The organism is Streptococcus sp. HMSC064D12 (assembly GCF_001837205.1).
Taxonomy (GTDB): Bacteria; Bacillota; Bacilli; order Lactobacillales; family Streptococcaceae; genus Streptococcus; species Streptococcus salivarius_D.
Genome location: NZ_KV831728.1, coordinates 1 through 19,517, shown reverse-complemented (window position 1 = coordinate 19,517; position 19,517 = coordinate 1). Strand labels below are relative to the sequence as shown.

The following is a 19,517-nucleotide window of genomic DNA, read 5'->3' as shown; positions in this document are numbered from 1 at the left end:
CACAGCTAGTGGTTTTCGTAAGATAAAAAAAAGCGTTTATAACGCTTTTTTCATTTTATGCACCTGGATAAATGTAAGATACTGAACCTGGTGTAGTTGAGTTTTGTGGGTCAAACCAACCACGATAGTTATTGATTTGTTGTTGACCTTGATAATTTGACTCCAAGATTTGAATTTGACCATCTTGATCAACTTGTGTTACATAACCAACGTGACCATAACCACCATCAGTCCAACATACAATTGATCCTGTCACAGGTGTTGAACCTACAGCATAACCTTGGCTAGCAGCGCTTCCTGCCCAATCGCCACCATTACCCCACCAGTTACTTACCCATGGAGCAACTTCCTTAACACCCCATGTACATTGACCAACTGGGTAACGATTCCAAGTAGCATCTGAATCAGTAGCTGTTACCTCTGAAGAAGAAGCTTCTGTCGTTTCCTCAACTGCTGTCGTAGCACCTGAAACTTCCAAGCTTCCACCAGGAACAATTGTTGACCAAATAGTCATGCCATTTTCAGCTGCCAATTGATAAGGATCTACCCCATACTGACTAGCAATCCCGAAGAATGAATCTCCATTTTGAACTGTATAAGTATCAGCATTAACTGTTTGTGCGACTGTAAGACCGAGCAATAATGCACTTGAGGCTGCTACCAAAGCAGCTTTTTTTGTAGTTTTCATATTTCCCCCTGAATAAGATTAATATAAAATTAGTTTAACACTCACATATTTTAATGCGATTAAGGGTGAATAAAGAAATATGACAAAAGAAAACAGCTCAGTTAAAACTACGTAATTTGTCCAAGAACTTAATGAATTTAAAAGAAAAAGAAAACCAGGCATAACCTGATTTTCAAATTTAATTTCTTAATAAATATCCAAGTAGTTATCAATTTCCCATTGTGAAACAAAGGTAGCATAGCTTGCCCATTCCATACGTTTCGCATCAAGGAAGTTAGTATAGATATGATTACCCAAAGCTTGACGAACCACTTCATCTGTTTCCAATGCTTTAAGAGCGTTACGAAGTGTTGATGGCAAATCAATAATACCTGCTTCTTTACGTTCTTCAGGAGACATTGAGTAGATATTTGTTTCAACTGGATCTGGAGCATCAATCTTGTTGATAATACCATCAAGACCAGCTTCCAAAAGAACAGCAAGTGCCAAGTATGGGTTTGCCATTGGGTCTACTGAACGCAATTCCAAACGTGTACCCATACCACGAGACGCAGGAACGCGGATCAATGGTGAACGGTTGCTACCTGCCCATGCAATATATACAGGAGCTTCGTATCCAGGAACCAAACGTTTGTAAGAGTTCACTGTTGGGTTAATAATTGCAGTATAGTTGTATGCATGTTTCATCAAACCACCAAGGAAGTAGTAAGCATCTTGAGACAATTGCATACCACGTGGATCCTCTGGATCAAAGAATGCATTTCCTTCTTCAGTGAAGAGAGACATGTTACAGTGCATACCGCTACCAGCAATACCATATTTAGGTTTCGCCATAAATGTCGCATAAAGACCATGTTTACGAGCGATTGTCTTAACAACCAATTTGAAAATTTGGATATTATCACAAGCCTTCAAAACATCTGTATACTTGAAGTCGATTTCATGTTGACCAACCGCCACTTCGTGGTGAGATGCTTCAACATCAAATCCCATTTCTGTCAAGACATTAACGATTTCACGACGTGTATTGTCTGCAAGGTCAGTTGGTGCAAGGTCAAAATAACCACCTTTATCGTTAACTTCAAGCGTAGGATTACCTTGTTCATCTAATTTGAAAAGGAAGAATTCTGGTTCTGGTCCAAGGTTAAATGATTTATAACCAACTTCTTCCATATGACGCAAAGCCTTTTTCAAGTTACCACGAGGGTCACCGGCAAATGGTTCACCTGCAGAAGTATAGATATCACAAATAAGACCAGCTACTGCACCATTTTCATCACCCCAAGGGAAAACTGTCCACGTATCAAGATCTGGGTAAAGATACATATCAGATTCGTTGATACGAACAAATCCCTCGATTGATGAACCATCAAACATAGCTTTATTTGAAAGTACCTTATCCAACTGTTCATCTGTCGCAGGAATTTCAACGTTCTTCATAACACCAAGAATATCAGAGAACATTAAACGCAAGAAAGTAACATTCTTCTCTTTGACTTCGCGACGAATATCAGCTGCTGTGATTGCCATAATAGGGGTCTCCTTTATAAAAACCAAAAATAAAAGTTCAAAGCGTAATTAGATACGCAAGTTACCAAATTGTTGTGACGGGGTCGTAAAACGGCCTTGCTGAAGGAGTTCATCATGCAAGATACGTCGAACGTCCGCATCTGTTAAAGCCGCTTGTTTTTGTTGGGCACGAACTTCACGTTCTTCGTACTCATGCTTAATCGCTGCAATATTGTAACCATCATCCAAAAAATCTTTGATTTCCAATAAACGATCCATATCATTTAATGAGTACATCCGACGATTTCCAGCTGTACGTTCAGGTTGAATTAAACCTTGATCTTCATAGTAACGAATTTGACGAGCAGTTAAATCCGTCAATTTCATAACTGTACCAATCGGAAAAACAGCTAGAGAACGCCTTAATTCTTTCTCTCTTGCCATGATCATCCTCCTTTCCTAACAATTATATTCTGAATATTTCTACATGTCAACAGTTTATGTTACTTTTTCTTACACAATGAGCAATTCCCGAACATTATATTGTATATCCGCTCTAATTTAAGGATTTTATCAAAAAAATATAAAAAATAGAGTTCAATAGAACCCTATTATTCTTATTTTAAGTGTTTAAGTAACCAATCATAATCATAATTGACAAGGATTGCTATAAAGACTCCACAGAAAGTTTCAAAGACTCGAGCAATCACATAAGTGAAGGTATTATCAGGTGGAATAGACAAGGTAATAATCAGAAGTGCAGCCACCCCTCCAATAACACCAGATGCATTATTAAAGGACACATTAATGACAATCGTCAGCATTGTCAAAATTGGAACCAATAGCAAAGTCACCCAAACTGAATGATTAAACCACATATTCACAAAGTAAAATAATAGAGACAAAAGCCCTCCAACCGTATTCGCAAAAATACGTGATTTACCAAACTGAATACTTCTATCAAAGTTTTCTCGAAGACTAAAGACTGCTGTCAAACAACCAATCTGAAGCCCTTCCCAGCCTAAAGCGGAAAAAAGACCTAAAACTAGAAAGACAGCAATCCCCGTCTTAAGTGTACGCATACCAAATTTAAATTTTTTCGGTTCAAATTTCAATCCCATTTTACTATTTTAACATGATTATGAAACTTTTGGCTACTTCTACAGTATTATGCCACAAAGTTCAAACTAATGATCGCAATTTTTTGAGAGAAACTTACTTCCCAATAATAGTTTTAGCCTCTATCAAATACTCAATGAGATAACACAAAAAAAAGTTGGTTTCCCAACTCTTTCCATTCTAATAGACTTATTTATCAGTAAGTGCAGCCAATCCTGGAAGTTCTTTACCTTCAAGAAGTTCCATAGAAGCACCACCACCAGTAGAGATCCATGAGAATTTATCTGCACGTCCAAGGTTGATTGCTGCGGCAGCTGAGTCACCACCACCGATGATTGATTTAACGCCTGGTTGTTTCACGATAGCGTCCATCACACCAATTGTACCAGCTTGGAAGTCAGGGTTTTCAAATACACCCATAGGACCATTCCATACAACTGTTTTCGCACCAGTCAAGGCTTTATCGAATTCAGCAATTGATTTAGGACCGATATCCAAACCAAGGAAACCTGGGTCTACTGCTTCACCTTCAGTGTCTTTAACTTCAGTGTAGTCAGCAAATGCATTAGCTTCTTTTGAGTCAACTGGCAAGATCAATTTACCGTTTGATTTTTCAAGAAGAGCTTTAGCAACATCAAGTTTATCTTCTTCTACAAGTGAGTTACCGATTTCGATACCTTGTGCTTTGTAGAATGTGTAAGTCATACCACCACCGATAAGAACTTTATCAGCTTTTGCAAGAAGGTTTTCGATAACACCAATCTTATCAGATACTTTAGAACCACCAAGGATAGCTACGAATGGACGCTCTGGAGTTTCAACTGCTTCTTTGATGTAAGCAATTTCGTTTTCAAGAAGGAAACCAGCAACAGCTTTGTCAACGTTTGCTGAGATACCAACGTTAGATGCGTGTGCACGGTGAGCTGTACCGAATGCATCGTTTACGAAGATACCATCTCCAAGTGATGCCCAGTATTTACCAAGTTCAGGATCATTTTTAGATTCTTTCTTGCCATCAACATCTTCAAAACGAGTGTTTTCAACCAAGAGAACTTGTCCATCTTCAAGAGCGTTAACAGCTGCTTCCAATTCAGCGCCACGTGTAACTCCTGGGATAAATTTAACGTCTTGACCCAATTTAGCAGCCAAGTCAGCAGCTACAGGAGCAAGTGATTTACCTTCTTTGTCAGCTTCTTCTTTTACACGTCCAAGGTGAGAGAAGAGGATTGCACGTCCACCTTGTTCAAGGATATACTTGATTGTTGGAAGAGCAGCAGTGATACGGTTATCATTAGTGATCACACCGTCTTTTACAGGAACGTTGAAGTCAACACGAACGAGAACTTTTTTCCCTTTCAAGTCAACATCTTTAACAGTCAATTTAGCCATTTGATCAGACTCCTTAATTTTTTAATACGTTTTCATTATATCACAAAATACCTAAAAGAGATAGCAAAATCAGAAGGATTTCTAGCTTATTACTAGTACAAGTACATCTACCATATAATCAAAATAGAAAGGCAGAATAACAATGAAAAAACAACTAAATAAAATTCAGAAAAAAGCTGATCAGGATTTACATATAATCCTCATACTTACACTTATTCCTCTTTTCTTCTTTCTTACCTTTAAACAAACTCTCGTTTCCTATATTAACCAAACCTCAGTCTCACTATGGACACGTTTAATCCTATTAGCCAGTTTGCAATTTGCCATTGCAGTTTTTGAAACGCCCTTTAACTTGCTTCAAAAGAGCCTTATTTTCTGTACAAAAAAAGAAGAGCCTAAGCTCTTCTTAATATACTATTGAATTATTTAGCAATTTTTGCGAAGTATTCAAGAGTACGTACAAGTTGTGAAGTGTATGACATTTCATTGTCGTACCATGACACAGTTTTAACCAATTGATGTCCATCAACAGTTTGAACTTTAGTTTGAGTTGCGTCAAACAATGAACCGAATGACATACCAACAACGTCAGAAGATACGATTGGATCTTCAGTGTAACCGTAAGATTCGTTAGCAGCTGCTTTCATTGCTGCGTTAACTTCATCAACAGTTACTTCTTTGTTAAGGACTGAAACCAACTCAGTTACAGAACCTGTTGGAACTGGAACACGTTGAGCAGCACCGTCAAGTTTACCGTTCAATTCAGGGATAACCAAACCGATAGCTTTAGCAGCACCAGTTGAGTTAGGAACGATGTTAGCAGCACCAGCACGAGCACGACGCAAATCACCTTTACGGTGTGGTCCATCAAGGATCATTTGGTCTCCAGTGTAACCGTGGATAGTAGTCATCAAACCTTGTTTAACACCAAAGTTATCTTGCAATGCTTTAGCCATTGGTGCCAAACAGTTAGTTGTACATGAAGCACCTGAAATAACTGTTTCAGTACCATCAAGTGTATCGTGGTTAGTGTTGAATACGATTGTTTTAACATCGCTTCCACCAGGAGCAGTGATAACAACTTTCTTAGCACCACCATTAGCGTGCAAGTGTTTTTCAGCAGCTGCTTTAGTTGCAAAGAAACCAGTTGCTTCAAGAACGATTTCTACACCGTCACTAGCCCAGTCAATTTGTTCTGGATCACGTTCAGCAGAAACCTTAACGAATTTACCGTTAACTTCAAATCCACCTTCTTTTACTTCAACAGTTCCGTTGAAACGACCTTGAGTTGTGTCATATTTCAACAAATGTGCAAGCATTGTAGGATCTGTAAGGTCATTGATGCGTGTAACTTCAACACCTTCTACGTTTTGGATACGACGGAAAGCAAGACGACCGATACGACCGAAACCGTTAATACCAACTTTAACTACCATTAGTGATTTCCTCCTTATGAAAATCAAATAAATATAATTTTGAGAGCAAGCTCTCCCTATTGTGAAAAGATTAACTTGAGCGCTTTCAATTCAATCTTTCAACAGTCATATTATATAATTTTTTTCAAAAAATTGCAAATAGAAAAGGCACTTACTTTCATAAGTACCTTAACTTTATAAGTTCTAATTAAGCTTCACCAGAATTTTTCTTGATGATTTCTTCTTGAACTGATTTAGGAACATCTTCATAGTGGTCAAATACCATCATGAATGTACCACGACCTTGAGTTGCAGAACGAAGTGTTGTTGCATAACCGAACATTTCAGCAAGTGGAACATATGCACGAACGATTTGGCTGTTACCGTGTGCTTCCATACCATCAACACGTCCACGACGAGCTGTAACGTGACCCATAACGTCACCAAGGTTTTCTTCAGGAACAGTGATTGTTACAAGCATCATTGGTTCAAGGATAGTTGGTTGTGCAGTCTTAGCAGCTTCTTTAAGTGCAAGAGATGCAGCGATCTTGAAGGCAGTTTCAGATGAATCGACATCGTGGTATGAACCATCGTAAAGCTTAGCTTTGATGTCAACCATTGGGTATCCAGCAAGGACACCGTTAGCCATAGATTCTTCCAATCCTTTTTCTACTGCAGGGATGAATTCACGTGGAACCACACCACCGACGATAGCATTTTCGAATTCGAAACCTTTACCTTCTTCATTTGGAGTAAATTCAATCCAAACATCACCAAACTGACCTTTACCACCAGATTGACGTTTGAAGAATCCACGTGCTTGTGTAGCTGCACGGAATGTTTCACGGTATGATACTTGTGGAGCACCTACGTTTGCTTCAACTTTGTGTTCACGTTTCAAACGGTCAACAAGGACATCAAGGTGAAGTTCACCCATACCAGAGATAACTGTTTCACCAGTTTCAGGGTTAGTTTCAACACGGAATGTTGGATCTTCTTCAGCAAGTTTTTGAAGACCGATACCCATCTTATCTTGGTCAGCTTTAGTCTTAGGCTCAACCATCAATTGGATAACTGGTTCTGGAACTTCGATTGACTCAAGAATAACTTTAGCTTTTTCATCAGTCAATGAGTCACCAGTTGTAGTATCTTTCAAACCGATAGCAGCAGCGATATCACCAGCGTATACTTGTTCAATTTCTTGACGGCTGTTAGCGTGCATTTGAAGGATACGTCCGATACGTTCACGTTTACCTTTAGATGTGTTCATTACATATGAACCTGATTGAAGGATACCTGAGTAAACACGGATAAATGTCAAACGACCTACAAATGGGTCAGTCATGATCTTGAAGGCAAGAGCTGCAAATGGCTCATCATCAGATGCTGGACGAGTTTCTTCTTCGTCTGTATCTGGGTTGATACCTTTGATTGCAGGGATATCAAGTGGGCTTGGAAGGTAATCGATAACCGCATCAAGCATCAATTGAACACCTTTGTTCTTGAAGGCAGAACCACAAAGAACTGGGAAGAATTCAACGTTGATTGTTGCACGACGGATAGCTGCTTTCAATTCCTCGTTAGTGATTTCTTCACCTTCAAGGTATTTCATCATCAAATCTTCGTCAGTTTCAGCAACTGCTTCAATCAATTTTTCACGGTATTCGTTTGCTTGATCAACGTAATCAGCTGGAATATCTTCTTCAAGAATATCTGTACCAAGGTCATTAGTATAGATTTCAGCTTTCATTTTAATCAAGTCAATGATACCACGGAAATCATCTTCAGCACCGATTGGCAATTGGATTGGGTGTGCGTTTGCTTGAAGACGATCGTGAAGTGTGCTTACTGAGTAAAGGAAGTCTGCACCGATTTTATCCATTTTGTTGGCAAATACGATACGTGGAACACCATACTCAGTTGCTTGACGCCAAACTGTTTCAGTTTGAGGTTCTACACCTGATTGTGAGTCAAGAACGGTTACGGCACCATCCAATACACGGAGTGAACGTTGTACTTCGATTGTGAAGTCCACGTGTCCTGGTGTATCAATGATGTTAACGCGGTGACCATCCCATTGTGCTGTTGTAGCGGCAGATGTGATTGTGATACCACGTTCTTGTTCTTGCTCCATCCAGTCCATTTGTGATGCACCTTCGTGAGTTTCACCGATTTTGTGGATTTTACCAGTATAGTAAAGGATACGCTCTGTTGTAGTTGTTTTACCGGCATCGACGTGGGCCATGATACCGATATTACGAGTTTTTGCAAGTGAAAATTCGCGTGCCATTAGGTTTATTCTCCTATAAATATTTTAGTTTACTTATTTATTATAACATTATTGTCAAAAAACGGATAGGCAGGACCTACCCGTTTTTTCACTAATATTTAACTGGTTTTCAAATGATATGAATGATATTATTTGAATTCAGAGTCAGCCTATTACAAATCCATAATCTTAGCTTATGAATATATGACTGTAATTCAGCTTGAAACTTATGATTACCAGCGGAAGTGTGCAAAGGCACGGTTTGCTTCAGCCATTTTGTGAGTATCTTCACGTTTCTTAACTGATGCACCAGTGTTGTTTGCAGCATCCATGATTTCTTTTGCAAGACGATCTTTCATAGTGTGTTCACCACGCGCACGTGATGCGTTAACCAACCAACGAAGACCAAGAGTTGTACGACGTTCTGGACGAACTTCAACTGGGACTTGGTAGTTTGAACCACCGACACGACGTGCACGTACTTCAAGTACAGGCATGATGTTGTCCATAGCTGTTTCAAATACTTCAAGAGCATCGTTTCCAGTTGCTTCTTTGATTTGCTCGAAAGCATCGTATACGATTGTTGCAGCAGTACCACGTTTACCGTCAAGCATTACACGGTTGATAAGACGTGTAACGATTTTTGAATTGTACAATGGATCTGCCAATACTTCGCGTTTAGGCGCTCTATTTTTACGACTCATTTTATCTTATCTCCCTTCTTATCCTTTAGGACGTTTAGCACCGTATTTAGAACGGCTTTGTTTACGATCAGCTACACCTGCAGTATCAAGTGCACCACGGACGATGTGGTAACGTACCCCTGGAAGGTCTTTTACACGTCCACCACGGATAAGAACAACGCTGTGTTCTTGGAGGTTGTGTCCGATACCTGGGATGTAAGCAGTAACTTCGATAAGGTTGCTCAAACGTACACGAGCGAATTTACGAAGGGCTGAGTTAGGTTTCTTAGGTGTCATTGTTCCAACACGTGTTGCAACACCACGTTTTTGTGGTGAAGATACGTTAGTTTGAACTTTTTTGTGGCTGTTGTAACCAACGTTCAAAGCTGGTGATTTAGATTTTACAACTTTTGATTGACGTGGTTTACGAACCAATTGGTTAATTGTAGGCATCTACATTCTCCTGTGTTTTTTTATTTTTGGTTGATATGGCACTTGGTGACAGCCCATATCTGTGTGTACTTTTGCAACTTATGTCAGCACGTCTCTGTACACTTTTGAGAGACCAAAAGTAAAAAGTACCGTTTAATATAGTATCATTTTTTGATAATTATTGTCAAGACTTTCTTGTTAAAAAGAAAAATTCCTAATCGTTAAATTAGGAATACTATCGTAGATTAATTATTTGTCAAAAATATTACCGACTTCAACTTCTACCTTCTGTGCTTTTACATCGATGTCAGAAACAGTAAGTAATGATTTATATTCATGGATATCACGATCACCTTTAGCATTTTCTGCGAATACAGCTACACCTACTAACTCACTATCAAATTCTGAAAGCAAGCTAATCATACCCGTAATGGTACCACCACCTTTAAGAAAATCATCAACAATAAGGACGCGGCTATTTGGTTTCAAACTACGTTTTGAAAGAAACATCTTTTCAATACGATCACTTGAACCACTAACATAGTTTACCGATACGGTTGAACCTTCTGTAATTTTCAAGTCACGACGAACGATAACAAATGGAATGTTCAAGACATCTGCTACTGCATTTGCTAAAGGAACTCCTTTAGTTGCAACAGTCATAACGGCATCAATTTTTTGTCCTTTAAAGGCACTAGCAATGATACGACCAACATTTTTCAAAATAGACGGTGTACTCAGTAAATCAGATAGGTAGAGATAACCACCTGGTAAGATACGATCACTCTCGGAAAGACGTTTACAAAGATCTTCAACCAGACTTCTTGCATCTTCATCAGAAATAGTTGGTGTAAACATAACGCCACCAGATGCACCCGTTACTGTTTCGATTTCTCCTATCTGACTTTCCTCAAAAGCTTTTTTAATGATAGCAACATCTTCTGAGATTGAAGACTTTGCAGCTTCATAACGCTCTGCAAAGGTGTTGAGGCTTGTCAATTGATAAGGATTATTAATCAGGTAGTTTGAAATCACTACCATGCGCTCACTTCGTTTTAATTTCATATGTTACCTATATTTTCTGTACTTTTTAACTATTATACCATAATACAGCAAAAAACGAACATTTTCATATAAAATGCTCGCTTAATTTCGATTTTAATCAAATTTTGGCTTGTAGAAAGAACGATTATCCATAGCAAAGAGACGATTTGTCATTTCTCCTGGACCTACTAGATTAAGGGCTGTCGTCATCATCATCATACTGGCATCAAGATTATCAATCATATGAATAATTTCTGCTTCCATAATACGAGGTCGCACTGGGCTACCATACTCTAGTTGTCCGTGGTGGCTGAGAATGACATGACGCAAAACAACGACATCCTCACGCGTATCATCAATATTGAGCTCCATGAGCACCTTAGTGATTTCTTCATCAATCAAAGCAATATGACCAATTAAGTTTCCACGAACCGTATACTCAGTATTTTCAGGACCAGTAAGTTCAATAACCTTAGCCAAATCATGAAGCATAATTCCGGCAAAGAGTAGGCTCTTATTGAGCTCTGGATAAATATCTCCAATGCTGTCCGCTAGGCGAACCATAGTAGCTGTATGATAGGCTAGTCCACTTTCAAAAGCATGATGATTTGTTTTAGCAGCTGGAAAAGTGAAGAACTCTTTATTATACTTTCGATAAAGGGCACGAACAACACGCTGCCAAGTTGCTTCCTCAATCTTGAAAATCATTTGCTCTAGGTATTCGCGTACTTCGGAAGGATTTACTGGTGGTTTCTCTTTGAAATCAGCCGGATCATTTGGCTCACCAAATGTAGGCAAGCGTAAGGTAATTTGGTTTACCTGAGGAGTATTATTATAAACCTCTCGACGGCCCTCCATATGCACTACTTTACCTGCGGTAAATTCTTCGACATTATAAGGCTGAGCATCCCATAGGTTGCCTGAAATCTCTCCAGTATCATCCTGGAATGTAAAGGCAATGTAATCCTTTCCTGCTCTTGTCTTACGTACCTCTGCACGCTTAATCAGATAAAAACCTTCAAAATACTCGTCTTTTTTCATTTGATTAATCTTCATGCTTGTCCTCGTTTTCTAATCGTGGTAAATCCAACAAACTTTGTGTCGCACTGTCTTGATAGGTTTCAATTGTATCAAGAGCTCTAACAATTGCCCTACTCCTTGTGTTGAGAAGACTATCGACTGTTTTACTCGCTGTATTCAATTGTTTCTGAGCTTTAGCTAACATATCTCCAAACCTGCCAAATTCTAGTTTGACGTTACCTAAAATCTTACTAATATCATCCGCATTCTTTTGAATATTCAAAGTTCTAAAACCTACAGACAATGAATTCAAGAGTGCTGATAAGGTTGACGGCCCTGCGATAACAATATTCTCCTCACGACGAAGGGCGTCAAAGAAGGCTGGTTGGCGTACTACCTCAGCATAAAGCCCTTCCGTCGGCAAAAATAATATGCCAAAATTTGTAGTTTCAGGTGGGTTAAGATACTTCTTGTTAATATCCTTTGCAAATCGCTTAATACTAGTCAAAAGTGACTTACGGTGATTCTCAATCTCCTCTTTATTACCAGACTCATAAGCATCTTCCAGACGATAGTAATCTTCCAAAGGAAACTTAGAATCAATGGGAAGGTAGATATATTCATCTTTATGGTTTCCTGGCATTTTGATTGCATATTCAACTCGTTCACTTGAACCTGATACCGTAGGAAATTCTCGTTCGTACTGATTAACAGTCAATATGTCTTCAATAATTTGTCCTAATTGAAGCTCACCCAGAATACCTCGTGTTTTTGTATTTGAAAGGACCTTGTTAAGACTTCCAACATCCTTGGCTACATTTTTCATTTCCCCCAAGCCCTGATTAACAGACTCTAATTGTCTTGAAACCGTCTCAAAAGAGGCTTGTAAACGTGTTTGTAAGGTTTGCTCAAGTTTCTCTTCAACTGTCTGACGCATTTGTTCCAAACGTTTCTCATTGGAATCCTGCATATCTTTAACAGCTTTGGTTAAGCTTTGGTTTATTTGCTCAAGACGTTGGTCAGAACGGTCTCGATTATCAGACAAATTTTGATGTAAAACCTCTCGGATATCTGTCAACTGTTGATATAGTTCCATCTGCAATTGGTTCAATTGCTTTGTCGTTTCCAGTTGGTTTGTCTTAGCAAAACTTTCCAATTGAAACGAAACTTGATCTGAAAGATTATCTGCATTTTCTTCCAAACTCTTATTAATCTGTTCTTTTAACTCCATATTCTTCAAGAAAAGAACAATAAGAATCCCCAAGCTTAATAAAGTTAAAAGTGTAAGTAGATAGATCATACTAACTCCTATCTTTAGTCTGGATGACAATCACATATCCATTTGGCACAATCACTTGAATTGGACCATCAACGAATTCATTGCTAGAATAGATTTTCTTCTGGAAATAATTCATACTAGTTAATTCGTATTTTGCTCCCAAAATCGTCAGTTCTCCATCACCCTCATGTAAAAAAGAAACATATGTCATTCCAGGTTCTGGTAAAACTTTATGACTTCCTTCTGGATAATAAGTAATCTTATTTTGCTTATCTCGCAAACAGATACGCCTCATAAAAGGAGCTAATTCAGGATCGCTGACCAAAAATATATTTGATAACATATGATCAATTCTGCCACCAAAAGCACCGAAAATAGTTACTTCCGCCACAGGATATAACTGAAATGTAATTTTTAGGGCTAACTCTGTATCCGTGTCATCCTTTTCAGCCGGAGCAATCATACAATCTTTGGTAGCTGATTGGATCATCTCTAACTCTGACCGAGATACTGAATCAAAGTCTCCAACAGCCAAATCAATAGGTAAACCTAACTCCAACAAACGTAAGCACGCACGATCCACCCCAACAAAATAATCAAAATCGGTAGTGAACCACTCTAGCTCACCACCGACAAATAAAGCTATTTTAGGCATCGATAGCATCACGAAGCGTTTGAACTTGCGCTGTCAAATCAGGATTTTTGAAGAGGTAAGAGCCCGCGACAAAAACATTAGCCCCCGCCTTGGCACATGCTGCAATAGTGTTATTATCTACACCACCATCAACTTCAATATCGAATGAATAGCCACCTTTTTCGCGAAGCTCCACAACGCGCTCTACTTTAGACATCATTTCTGGAATGAACGCCTGACCACCAAAACCTGGATTTACAGTCATGATAAGTACTTGATCCACTAAATCAAGTACAGGAATAAGTGCCTCAACTGGGGTTCCAGGATTAATCACAACACCTGCTTTCATACCAGCAACTTTGATTTTCTGGAGGGCACCATGGATATGCCTAGTGGCTTCAACATGAATGGTCATGATATCTGCACCAGCTTGTGCATAGGCATCCACATAACGCTCAGGATCAACAACCATAAGGTGACAATCAAAAACTAACTTGCTATGTTTACGCATACTAGCAACCACATCTGCTCCCCAACTGATATTAGGAACAAATTGACCATCCATAATATCAATGTGAACATATTCCGCACCTGATGCATCAATACGAGCTAGTTCTGAAGCAAAATTAGCATAATCAGCAGCTAGGATAGAAGGAGCAATTTTATATGACATGAGAGACCTACTTTCTTTTTACAGTTTTTTTATATGTTTCACGACGATTTTCAATTTCACTTAGAAATTGAAGGTAATTATCATAACGGACTTGCCAGATTTGGCCATTTTCAACCTCTTCCTTAACAGCGCAAGAAGGCTCATGGGTATGAGTACAAGAACGGAATTTACAACCATGACTAGCTTGACGAATTTCCGGAAAAGCTTCACTCAAGTCCTCTGCATTATCCACTTCATAATCTAGCGAAGAGAATCCTGGTGTGTCAGCAATCTTCCCACCATGAACGTCATAAAGACTTACAGCCCTTGTAGTATGACGTCCACGACCTAAACTGTCTGAAATCTCACCTGTTTCTAAATGTAACTGTGGGGCAATACGGTTCAACAAGGTTGATTTTCCAACACCCGTCTGTCCCATAAAGACTGTTATTTTATCAGTCAAGAGCGGCAATAGTTCTTCCAAACTGAAGATAAAATCAAAACCAATTCTTTGATATTGTTTTTGAATGGCTTTCATTTCTGAATCATCTTCAACCAAGTCCATCTTAGAAATATAGATTACAGGCTTTATATTTTTATGCTCTAGTAGAACCAAAAAACGGTCCAAAAGATTACAGTTAAAATCCGGTTCCTTAACAGACATAATAACCACAGCCTGATCTATATTGACAATGGGTGGACGCACTAAACTATTGATTCGTTGACCAATTTTAAGGATATAACCTTCTGAATTTTCCTCTGCTGAAAATTCAACAAAATCTCCAACATAAGGTGTTTGTCCTTTTTTTCTAAAATTTCCTCGTGCACGCGTCTGGTATATAACACCATCATGCTCTACATAATAGAAACCTGCCAGTGCTTTGATAATTCTTCCTTGCAAGTGAACTCCTCATTCGTTTAATAGCCCTATTATATCACAAATTAGAAAGCTTTTCTGGAACAAAAAAACGGATTTTCCATTTCCCATGGGCCTCCTTGCATTTTCAATAGATTGCAGTATAATAGGCATATCATCTGCGGAGGTGGTGGAATGGCAGACACGCATGCTTCAGGCGCATGTGCTTTTTCAAGCGTGAGGGTTCAAATCCCTTTCTCCGCATAACTAATAATCCCACTGAGATTCAGTGGGATTTTTGAATTATAGGCCTGCTTCTCTCAAAGCATCTGATAAATGTGCAAAATCAGAAATAGATAAAGCCTCTCCACGAATAGAAGGTTTTATATCTGCAATTTCCAATGCCTTCTCAAGTTTGGATTTTACTTCTTCAGATTTACCAAAATGATTTGTTAAATTATTCCACAATGTCTTACGACGATGGACAAAGCTAGCCTTAGCCACTCGGAAAAGGAAATCCTCATCTTTAACTTCAACCAACGGTTGTTCACGACGCGTCATCTTCAAAATGGCTGAGTCAACATTAGGTGCTGGTACAAAGACTGTACGAGGGACAATGAACGCCACTTTAGCGGTCATATAATACTGAACGGCAATTGATAGAGAACCATAGGCCTTGCTATTAGGCTCTGCAGAAATGCGGTCAGCGACTTCTTTTTGCATCATAACAACAAATTCTGCAAAAGGAATCTTACTCTCAATCAAATGCATCAAGATTGGCGTCGTAATATAATATGGCAAATTGGCTACAACCTTAATTGGTAGTTCTGGATTTTTAAATTCTTTTACCCGTGTCTGCAAATCTGCCTTGAGAACATCTTCATTAATCACGTTAACATTATCATGATCATGTAATGTATCCTCTAAAATCGGAACCAATCGATCATCAATTTCAAATGCCATAACTTCCGCAGCATTTTCAGCCAAGAATTCTGTTAATGCTCCGATACCAGGTCCAATTTCGATTACATTGACATTTTTATCAATCTCTGCCGTATCAACAATTTTTTGTAAAATATTTGTATCTGTTAAGAAGTTCTGTCCGAAAGACTTCTTAAAGGTAAAGCCATGGCGTTCAAGGACAGCCTTGGTCACGCTATAATCTGCAATTCTCATTTATTCTCTTTTCTTGTTAATTTCACGATTTTTATATTTGGACACAAAACAAGTCCAAGTTCTTAATTATCCCAACCTCTATAATAAGCTACTTAATAGCGATTTGATTTTAAGATTACTGGTAGTCTAGTAATTTGACATAGCCTCTTCCAGCTCCTCTAAAGTGATTCCAAACAATTCCAAACGTTTTAGAAGCTGCTTTCCATTGCAATAACCAATACGAAGCACCTCGCCCAAATATTCTCGACGCTTTCGACTATCTGCTCCCATTAGTAGTCCTAACTTCATAAGATTTGATTTACTAATATCAAACTGATTATCATCATCGTAACTACCTAGAACTCCAGATAAGGCCTTTTGAAGATCCTCAAAACTCGCATGCTCAACACCCAATGAACGACCTTTAGTCTTAGATTTTGGTGTTGCTTCCCCACGGTTTAAGAAAGCATGTTTTGCTGTTGGAACAGCTTCCATGATGATTTTACGGATACGTTCACCATTATAGTCCGGATCAGTGAAAACAATCACTCCGCGTAAGTCATTAAGCTTATCAATACGCTCTAAGTCGTCTTCATTAATAGCAGAGCCTCTAGTCTCATAGGTATCCACCTCATAAAAACGTCTCAAATTTGCCGTATCATCCTTACCTTCTACCACGATGACTTCTTGAATTTTTATTTTATTCATCCAGACCAAAAATCCTCATCGCATTATCATAAGTAGCCCTAGCAACCTCTTCACTTGTTAAACCACGAAGCTCAGCAATCTTATCTACTACGTAACGCGTATAGCCTGTACGATTCTCGCGACCACGTTTGGGAACAGGTGCCAAATAAGGTGCATCCGTTTCAACCAGAATCTTATCCAAAGGTAACTTCTGAGCAGCTTCTTGGACATCCAAAGCCTTCTTAAAAGTTACAACACCTGAAAATGAAATCATCATTCCAAGATCAACAAATTTTTGAGCCATTTCAAAGGATCCTGAGTATGAGTGCATAATCCCCCCACGAGGACCAACACCAACCTCTTTAATAACAGCGTAGGTATCCTCAAGTGCATCACGTGTATGGACAACAAAAGGTAAATTGTGTTCCTTTGACAAAGCTATTTGACGCTTAAAGACATCAATCTGAATCTCTTTAGGATCTTCCATCCAATAATAATCCAAACCAATTTCCCCAAGTGCCACTACTTTCGGATTATCCAATTGTGATACAATCATATCCTCAATTTCCTGAGAATAGGACCCTGCTTCCGTAGGATGCCATCCAATCGTACTATATAGTTGATCATACTTCTCTGATAGTGCTAAAGATTTATCAATTGTCGGCTTATCAAAACCAACAATATTCATTTTTATAACACCTAGTTCAGCTGCAAAATCTATTTCTTCTTGTTCTTTTCCTGCAAAATTATCCACATTAAGGTGGGTATGCGTATCAAAAATTTCAATCATAGGTCTATTATAACAAAAACGAGCGAGCATAGCTCACTCACCTTTTCATTTTATTAAACAAAGAGTCGCATATATTCTATCTTTGTACAACGATTCATTACAATATCCTGTCTATTCGCTTGACGAAGAATAGTCTCAGCCTCCTCATTCTCAAGACCAATTTGACTCCAAAAAACTTTTGCATCCGTTTCAAGAAAATCATAAGCAACATCTGGTAAAAACTCACTTCGTCTAAATACATCAACAATATCAATCGAAAATGGGATATCTTTAAGATAAGCATAAACATGCTCTCCAAGAAGCTCCTGGCCTTCTAGTTTGGGATTTACTGGTATGATACGATAACCAGCAGCTTGTAGAAAATGAGCAACCTGATAAGATGCTGCCTCCTTACGATGAGATAAACCAACAATTGCAATCGTCTTTGCTGATTTTAGATAAGACTCTATAACCTCAGCAGTAGGATTTTGAAATGAATAAGACATAAGACTCTCCTTGTCGTTCGAATAAAATAAAAATCCCTAAACGGGACTGTGACGATTAGTTAGCTAAGCTCTGCAACGATAGCTTTAATTTGTTCTTTTGTATGTACACCTGCAACTTGCTTAACAACCTCACCATCTTTTTTGAAGAGTAAAGTTGGAATAGACATGATTCCAAACTTCTGAGCTGTTTCTGGGTTCTCATCAACATCAATTTTAACAATCTTAAGTTCATCTTCTGAAATCTCTTCAGAAAGTTGCTCAAGAATTGGTGCTTGCATCAAGCAAGGCCCACACCAAGTTGCCCAAAAATCAATCAAAACGAGCCCTTCAGCTGTTTCTTGTTCAAATGTAGCATCTGTTACTACTTGTGTCATATATTCATCCTCCTAGACATTATAAAACTTTTGTAGACCTATTCTATATGATTCTAAAGGCCATTGCAAGAATTTGACACATACATAAAAAATTCTTATCAAATATTAATCATTGCCTATCATAGACATCACTTGCTCACAGCCTATCTTGGGAGTATAATAATAAAAAACTAAAAAATAGAAATGAGTAAATATGGATAAAGATGCAATGATTACCTATCTCATAGGTGAACTCAAAAAAGAAAATCTAGAATTACATGATTTGATTATCCCAGAAGAACTCGAGGAAAAGCAAAAGCTTCTCAGAGCGCTCTTTAATACACGTAAACCAATGGCAGCATCAACACAATTCTTGACAATACAAGACCTTTACCTACAAGTTAGGAAAGGGGAACGTGGATTTGTACAACTCACTTCACTCCAGCCCATCCCTCAAGATGATCGCATCTACCTCTGGAAGGGTGATATTACAAGACTTGAAGTAGATGCAATCGTAAATGCAGCCAATAAAACCTTACTAGGATGTATGAAACCACTTCATGATTGTGTAGATAATGCTATTCATACATATGCAGGTGTTCAGTTACGCCAAGCTTGTTTCGAACTCATCTTAGAACAAGGATATGAAGAACCCGTTGGCATGGCTAAAATCACCCCAGCTTACAATCTTCCTTCTGCCTTTGTCATTCATACTGTAGGTCCGAAAATAGTAGACCAACCAACACAAATTGATGAAGATCTTTTAGCAAAAAGTTATCTTTCAGTATTAGCATTAGCTGAGAAAAATAACATTGAATCAATTGCTATTCCATGTCTATCAACTGGAGATTTCAATTTTCCAAAACAAAAAGCTGCCAAAATCGCCATTCAAACAGTCAAAACCTTTATTGATGAATCAAGTATAATAAAAAAAGTTATATTTAACGTATTTGATGATGAAAATTTAACAATTTATCAAAAACTCCTTGCTGAATAAAAAAGAAGAAAATCAAAATGATTTTCTTCTCAGAATGAAGACAAACATCGTTTTTGATGTT

General features: G+C 38.4%; 22 protein-coding genes and 1 tRNA gene. 3 read left to right on the top strand and 20 right to left on the bottom strand.

Features of this window, described 5'->3' with window-relative positions:
* Window positions 1–55: 55 nt before the first annotated feature.
* The 5 genes from HMPREF2697_RS02910 to pgk form a co-directional block, all read right to left on the bottom strand.
* Window positions 56–688, bottom strand: a complete 633-nt coding sequence (locus HMPREF2697_RS02910) for a CHAP domain-containing protein (protein ID WP_013991205.1) — start codon at window positions 686–688, stop codon at window positions 56–58.
* Window positions 689–874: 186 nt separating this feature from the next.
* Entirely contained in the window at window positions 875–2,218 is a 1,344-nt protein-coding gene (gene glnA / locus HMPREF2697_RS02905; RefSeq protein ID WP_002884322.1) for a type I glutamate--ammonia ligase, read from the bottom strand.
* Window positions 2,219–2,266: 48 nt separating this feature from the next.
* The gene (locus HMPREF2697_RS02900; RefSeq protein WP_004183576.1) at window positions 2,267–2,641 is read right to left on the bottom strand and encodes a MerR family transcriptional regulator; all 375 of its coding nucleotides are present in this window, start codon (window positions 2,639–2,641) and stop codon (window positions 2,267–2,269) included.
* Between the two features lie 173 nt (window positions 2,642–2,814).
* Entirely contained in the window at window positions 2,815–3,318 is a 504-nt protein-coding gene (locus HMPREF2697_RS02895) for an FUSC family protein (protein ID WP_002884568.1), read from the bottom strand.
* Window positions 3,319–3,505: 187 nt separating this feature from the next.
* Window positions 3,506–4,705 carry a phosphoglycerate kinase gene (gene pgk / locus HMPREF2697_RS02890; protein ID WP_002884739.1) on the bottom strand — a complete coding sequence of 400 codons (1,200 nt, stop codon included), beginning with the start codon at window positions 4,703–4,705 and terminating at the stop codon, window positions 3,506–3,508.
* A gap of 142 nt (window positions 4,706–4,847) precedes the next feature.
* On the opposite strand from pgk, the gene HMPREF2697_RS10615 reads away from it, so the two are divergent.
* The gene (locus tag HMPREF2697_RS10615; RefSeq protein ID WP_045769116.1) at window positions 4,848–5,126 is read left to right on the top strand and encodes a hypothetical protein; all 279 of its coding nucleotides are present in this window, start codon (window positions 4,848–4,850) and stop codon (window positions 5,124–5,126) included.
* A 1-nt stretch (window position 5,127) separates the two neighbouring features.
* On the opposite strand, the gene gap is transcribed toward HMPREF2697_RS10615, so the two are convergent.
* The 10 genes from gap to rsgA all read right to left on the bottom strand — a co-directional run bounded on the left by gap (window position 5,128) and on the right by rsgA (window position 15,034).
* Complete coding sequence (gap, locus tag HMPREF2697_RS02880) at window positions 5,128–6,141, bottom strand: type I glyceraldehyde-3-phosphate dehydrogenase (RefSeq protein WP_013991208.1); 1,014 nt, start codon at window positions 6,139–6,141, stop codon at window positions 5,128–5,130.
* A gap of 187 nt (window positions 6,142–6,328) precedes the next feature.
* Window positions 6,329–8,410, bottom strand: coding sequence for an elongation factor G (gene fusA / locus HMPREF2697_RS02875; protein ID WP_002891917.1), 2,082 nt, complete (start codon window positions 8,408–8,410; stop codon window positions 6,329–6,331).
* A gap of 212 nt (window positions 8,411–8,622) precedes the next feature.
* A complete protein-coding gene (gene rpsG / locus HMPREF2697_RS02870; protein WP_002884746.1) occupies window positions 8,623–9,093 on the bottom strand; it encodes a 30S ribosomal protein S7 in 471 nt (156 codons plus the stop codon).
* Between the two features lie 18 nt (window positions 9,094–9,111).
* Window positions 9,112–9,525: a 30S ribosomal protein S12 gene (gene rpsL, locus HMPREF2697_RS02865; protein WP_002884809.1), complete on the bottom strand. Its 414-nt coding sequence runs from the start codon at window positions 9,523–9,525 to the stop codon at window positions 9,112–9,114.
* 228 nt (window positions 9,526–9,753) lie between these two features.
* Entirely contained in the window at window positions 9,754–10,569 is an 816-nt protein-coding gene (gene purR / locus HMPREF2697_RS02860) for a pur operon repressor (RefSeq protein WP_002891918.1), read from the bottom strand.
* Between the two features lie 93 nt (window positions 10,570–10,662).
* Window positions 10,663–11,604, bottom strand: coding sequence for a 3'-5' exoribonuclease YhaM family protein (locus HMPREF2697_RS02855; RefSeq protein ID WP_002884679.1), 942 nt, complete (start codon window positions 11,602–11,604; stop codon window positions 10,663–10,665).
* A complete protein-coding gene (locus HMPREF2697_RS02850; RefSeq protein WP_045771680.1) occupies window positions 11,594–12,868 on the bottom strand; it encodes a DNA recombination protein RmuC in 1,275 nt (424 codons plus the stop codon). The genes HMPREF2697_RS02855 and HMPREF2697_RS02850 overlap by 11 nt, the downstream gene beginning before the upstream one ends.
* A 1-nt stretch (window position 12,869) precedes the next feature.
* A complete protein-coding gene (locus tag HMPREF2697_RS02845; protein WP_070849565.1) occupies window positions 12,870–13,502 on the bottom strand; it encodes a thiamine diphosphokinase in 633 nt (210 codons plus the stop codon).
* The gene (gene rpe / locus HMPREF2697_RS02840; protein ID WP_013991212.1) at window positions 13,495–14,154 is read right to left on the bottom strand and encodes a ribulose-phosphate 3-epimerase; all 660 of its coding nucleotides are present in this window, start codon (window positions 14,152–14,154) and stop codon (window positions 13,495–13,497) included. Before rpe ends, HMPREF2697_RS02845 begins: the two co-directional genes overlap by 8 nt.
* 7 nt (window positions 14,155–14,161) lie before the next feature.
* On the bottom strand, window positions 14,162–15,034 hold the full coding sequence (gene rsgA, locus HMPREF2697_RS02835; protein ID WP_014632574.1) for a ribosome small subunit-dependent GTPase A: 873 nt from the start codon (window positions 15,032–15,034) through the stop codon (window positions 14,162–14,164).
* Window positions 15,035–15,170: 136 nt separating this feature from the next.
* Here rsgA and HMPREF2697_RS02830 point away from each other — a divergent pair.
* Window positions 15,171–15,253, top strand: a tRNA-Leu gene (locus tag HMPREF2697_RS02830).
* A 39-nt stretch (window positions 15,254–15,292) separates the two neighbouring features.
* Here the strand turns inward: HMPREF2697_RS02830 and rsmA are convergent.
* The 5 genes from rsmA to trxA form a co-directional block, all read right to left on the bottom strand.
* On the bottom strand, window positions 15,293–16,165 hold the full coding sequence (gene rsmA / locus HMPREF2697_RS02825; protein ID WP_049527628.1) for a 16S rRNA (adenine(1518)-N(6)/adenine(1519)-N(6))-dimethyltransferase RsmA: 873 nt from the start codon (window positions 16,163–16,165) through the stop codon (window positions 15,293–15,295).
* A gap of 126 nt (window positions 16,166–16,291) precedes the next feature.
* Entirely contained in the window at window positions 16,292–16,852 is a 561-nt protein-coding gene (gene rnmV, locus HMPREF2697_RS02820; protein ID WP_049546080.1) for a ribonuclease M5, read from the bottom strand.
* Window positions 16,845–17,621: a TatD family hydrolase gene (locus HMPREF2697_RS02815; protein ID WP_070849567.1), complete on the bottom strand. Its 777-nt coding sequence runs from the start codon at window positions 17,619–17,621 to the stop codon at window positions 16,845–16,847. Before HMPREF2697_RS02815 ends, rnmV begins: the two co-directional genes overlap by 8 nt.
* A 53-nt stretch (window positions 17,622–17,674) precedes the next feature.
* Window positions 17,675–18,106, bottom strand: a complete 432-nt coding sequence (locus HMPREF2697_RS02810; RefSeq protein WP_070847195.1) for a CoA-binding protein — start codon at window positions 18,104–18,106, stop codon at window positions 17,675–17,677.
* Window positions 18,107–18,165: 59 nt separating this feature from the next.
* A complete protein-coding gene (trxA, locus tag HMPREF2697_RS02805) occupies window positions 18,166–18,480 on the bottom strand; it encodes a thioredoxin (RefSeq protein ID WP_002884315.1) in 315 nt (104 codons plus the stop codon).
* A gap of 193 nt (window positions 18,481–18,673) precedes the next feature.
* On the opposite strand from trxA, the gene HMPREF2697_RS02800 reads away from it, so the two are divergent.
* Window positions 18,674–19,456: a protein-ADP-ribose hydrolase gene (locus HMPREF2697_RS02800; RefSeq protein WP_070849563.1), complete on the top strand. Its 783-nt coding sequence runs from the start codon at window positions 18,674–18,676 to the stop codon at window positions 19,454–19,456.
* Window positions 19,457–19,517: the final 61 nt, after the last annotated feature.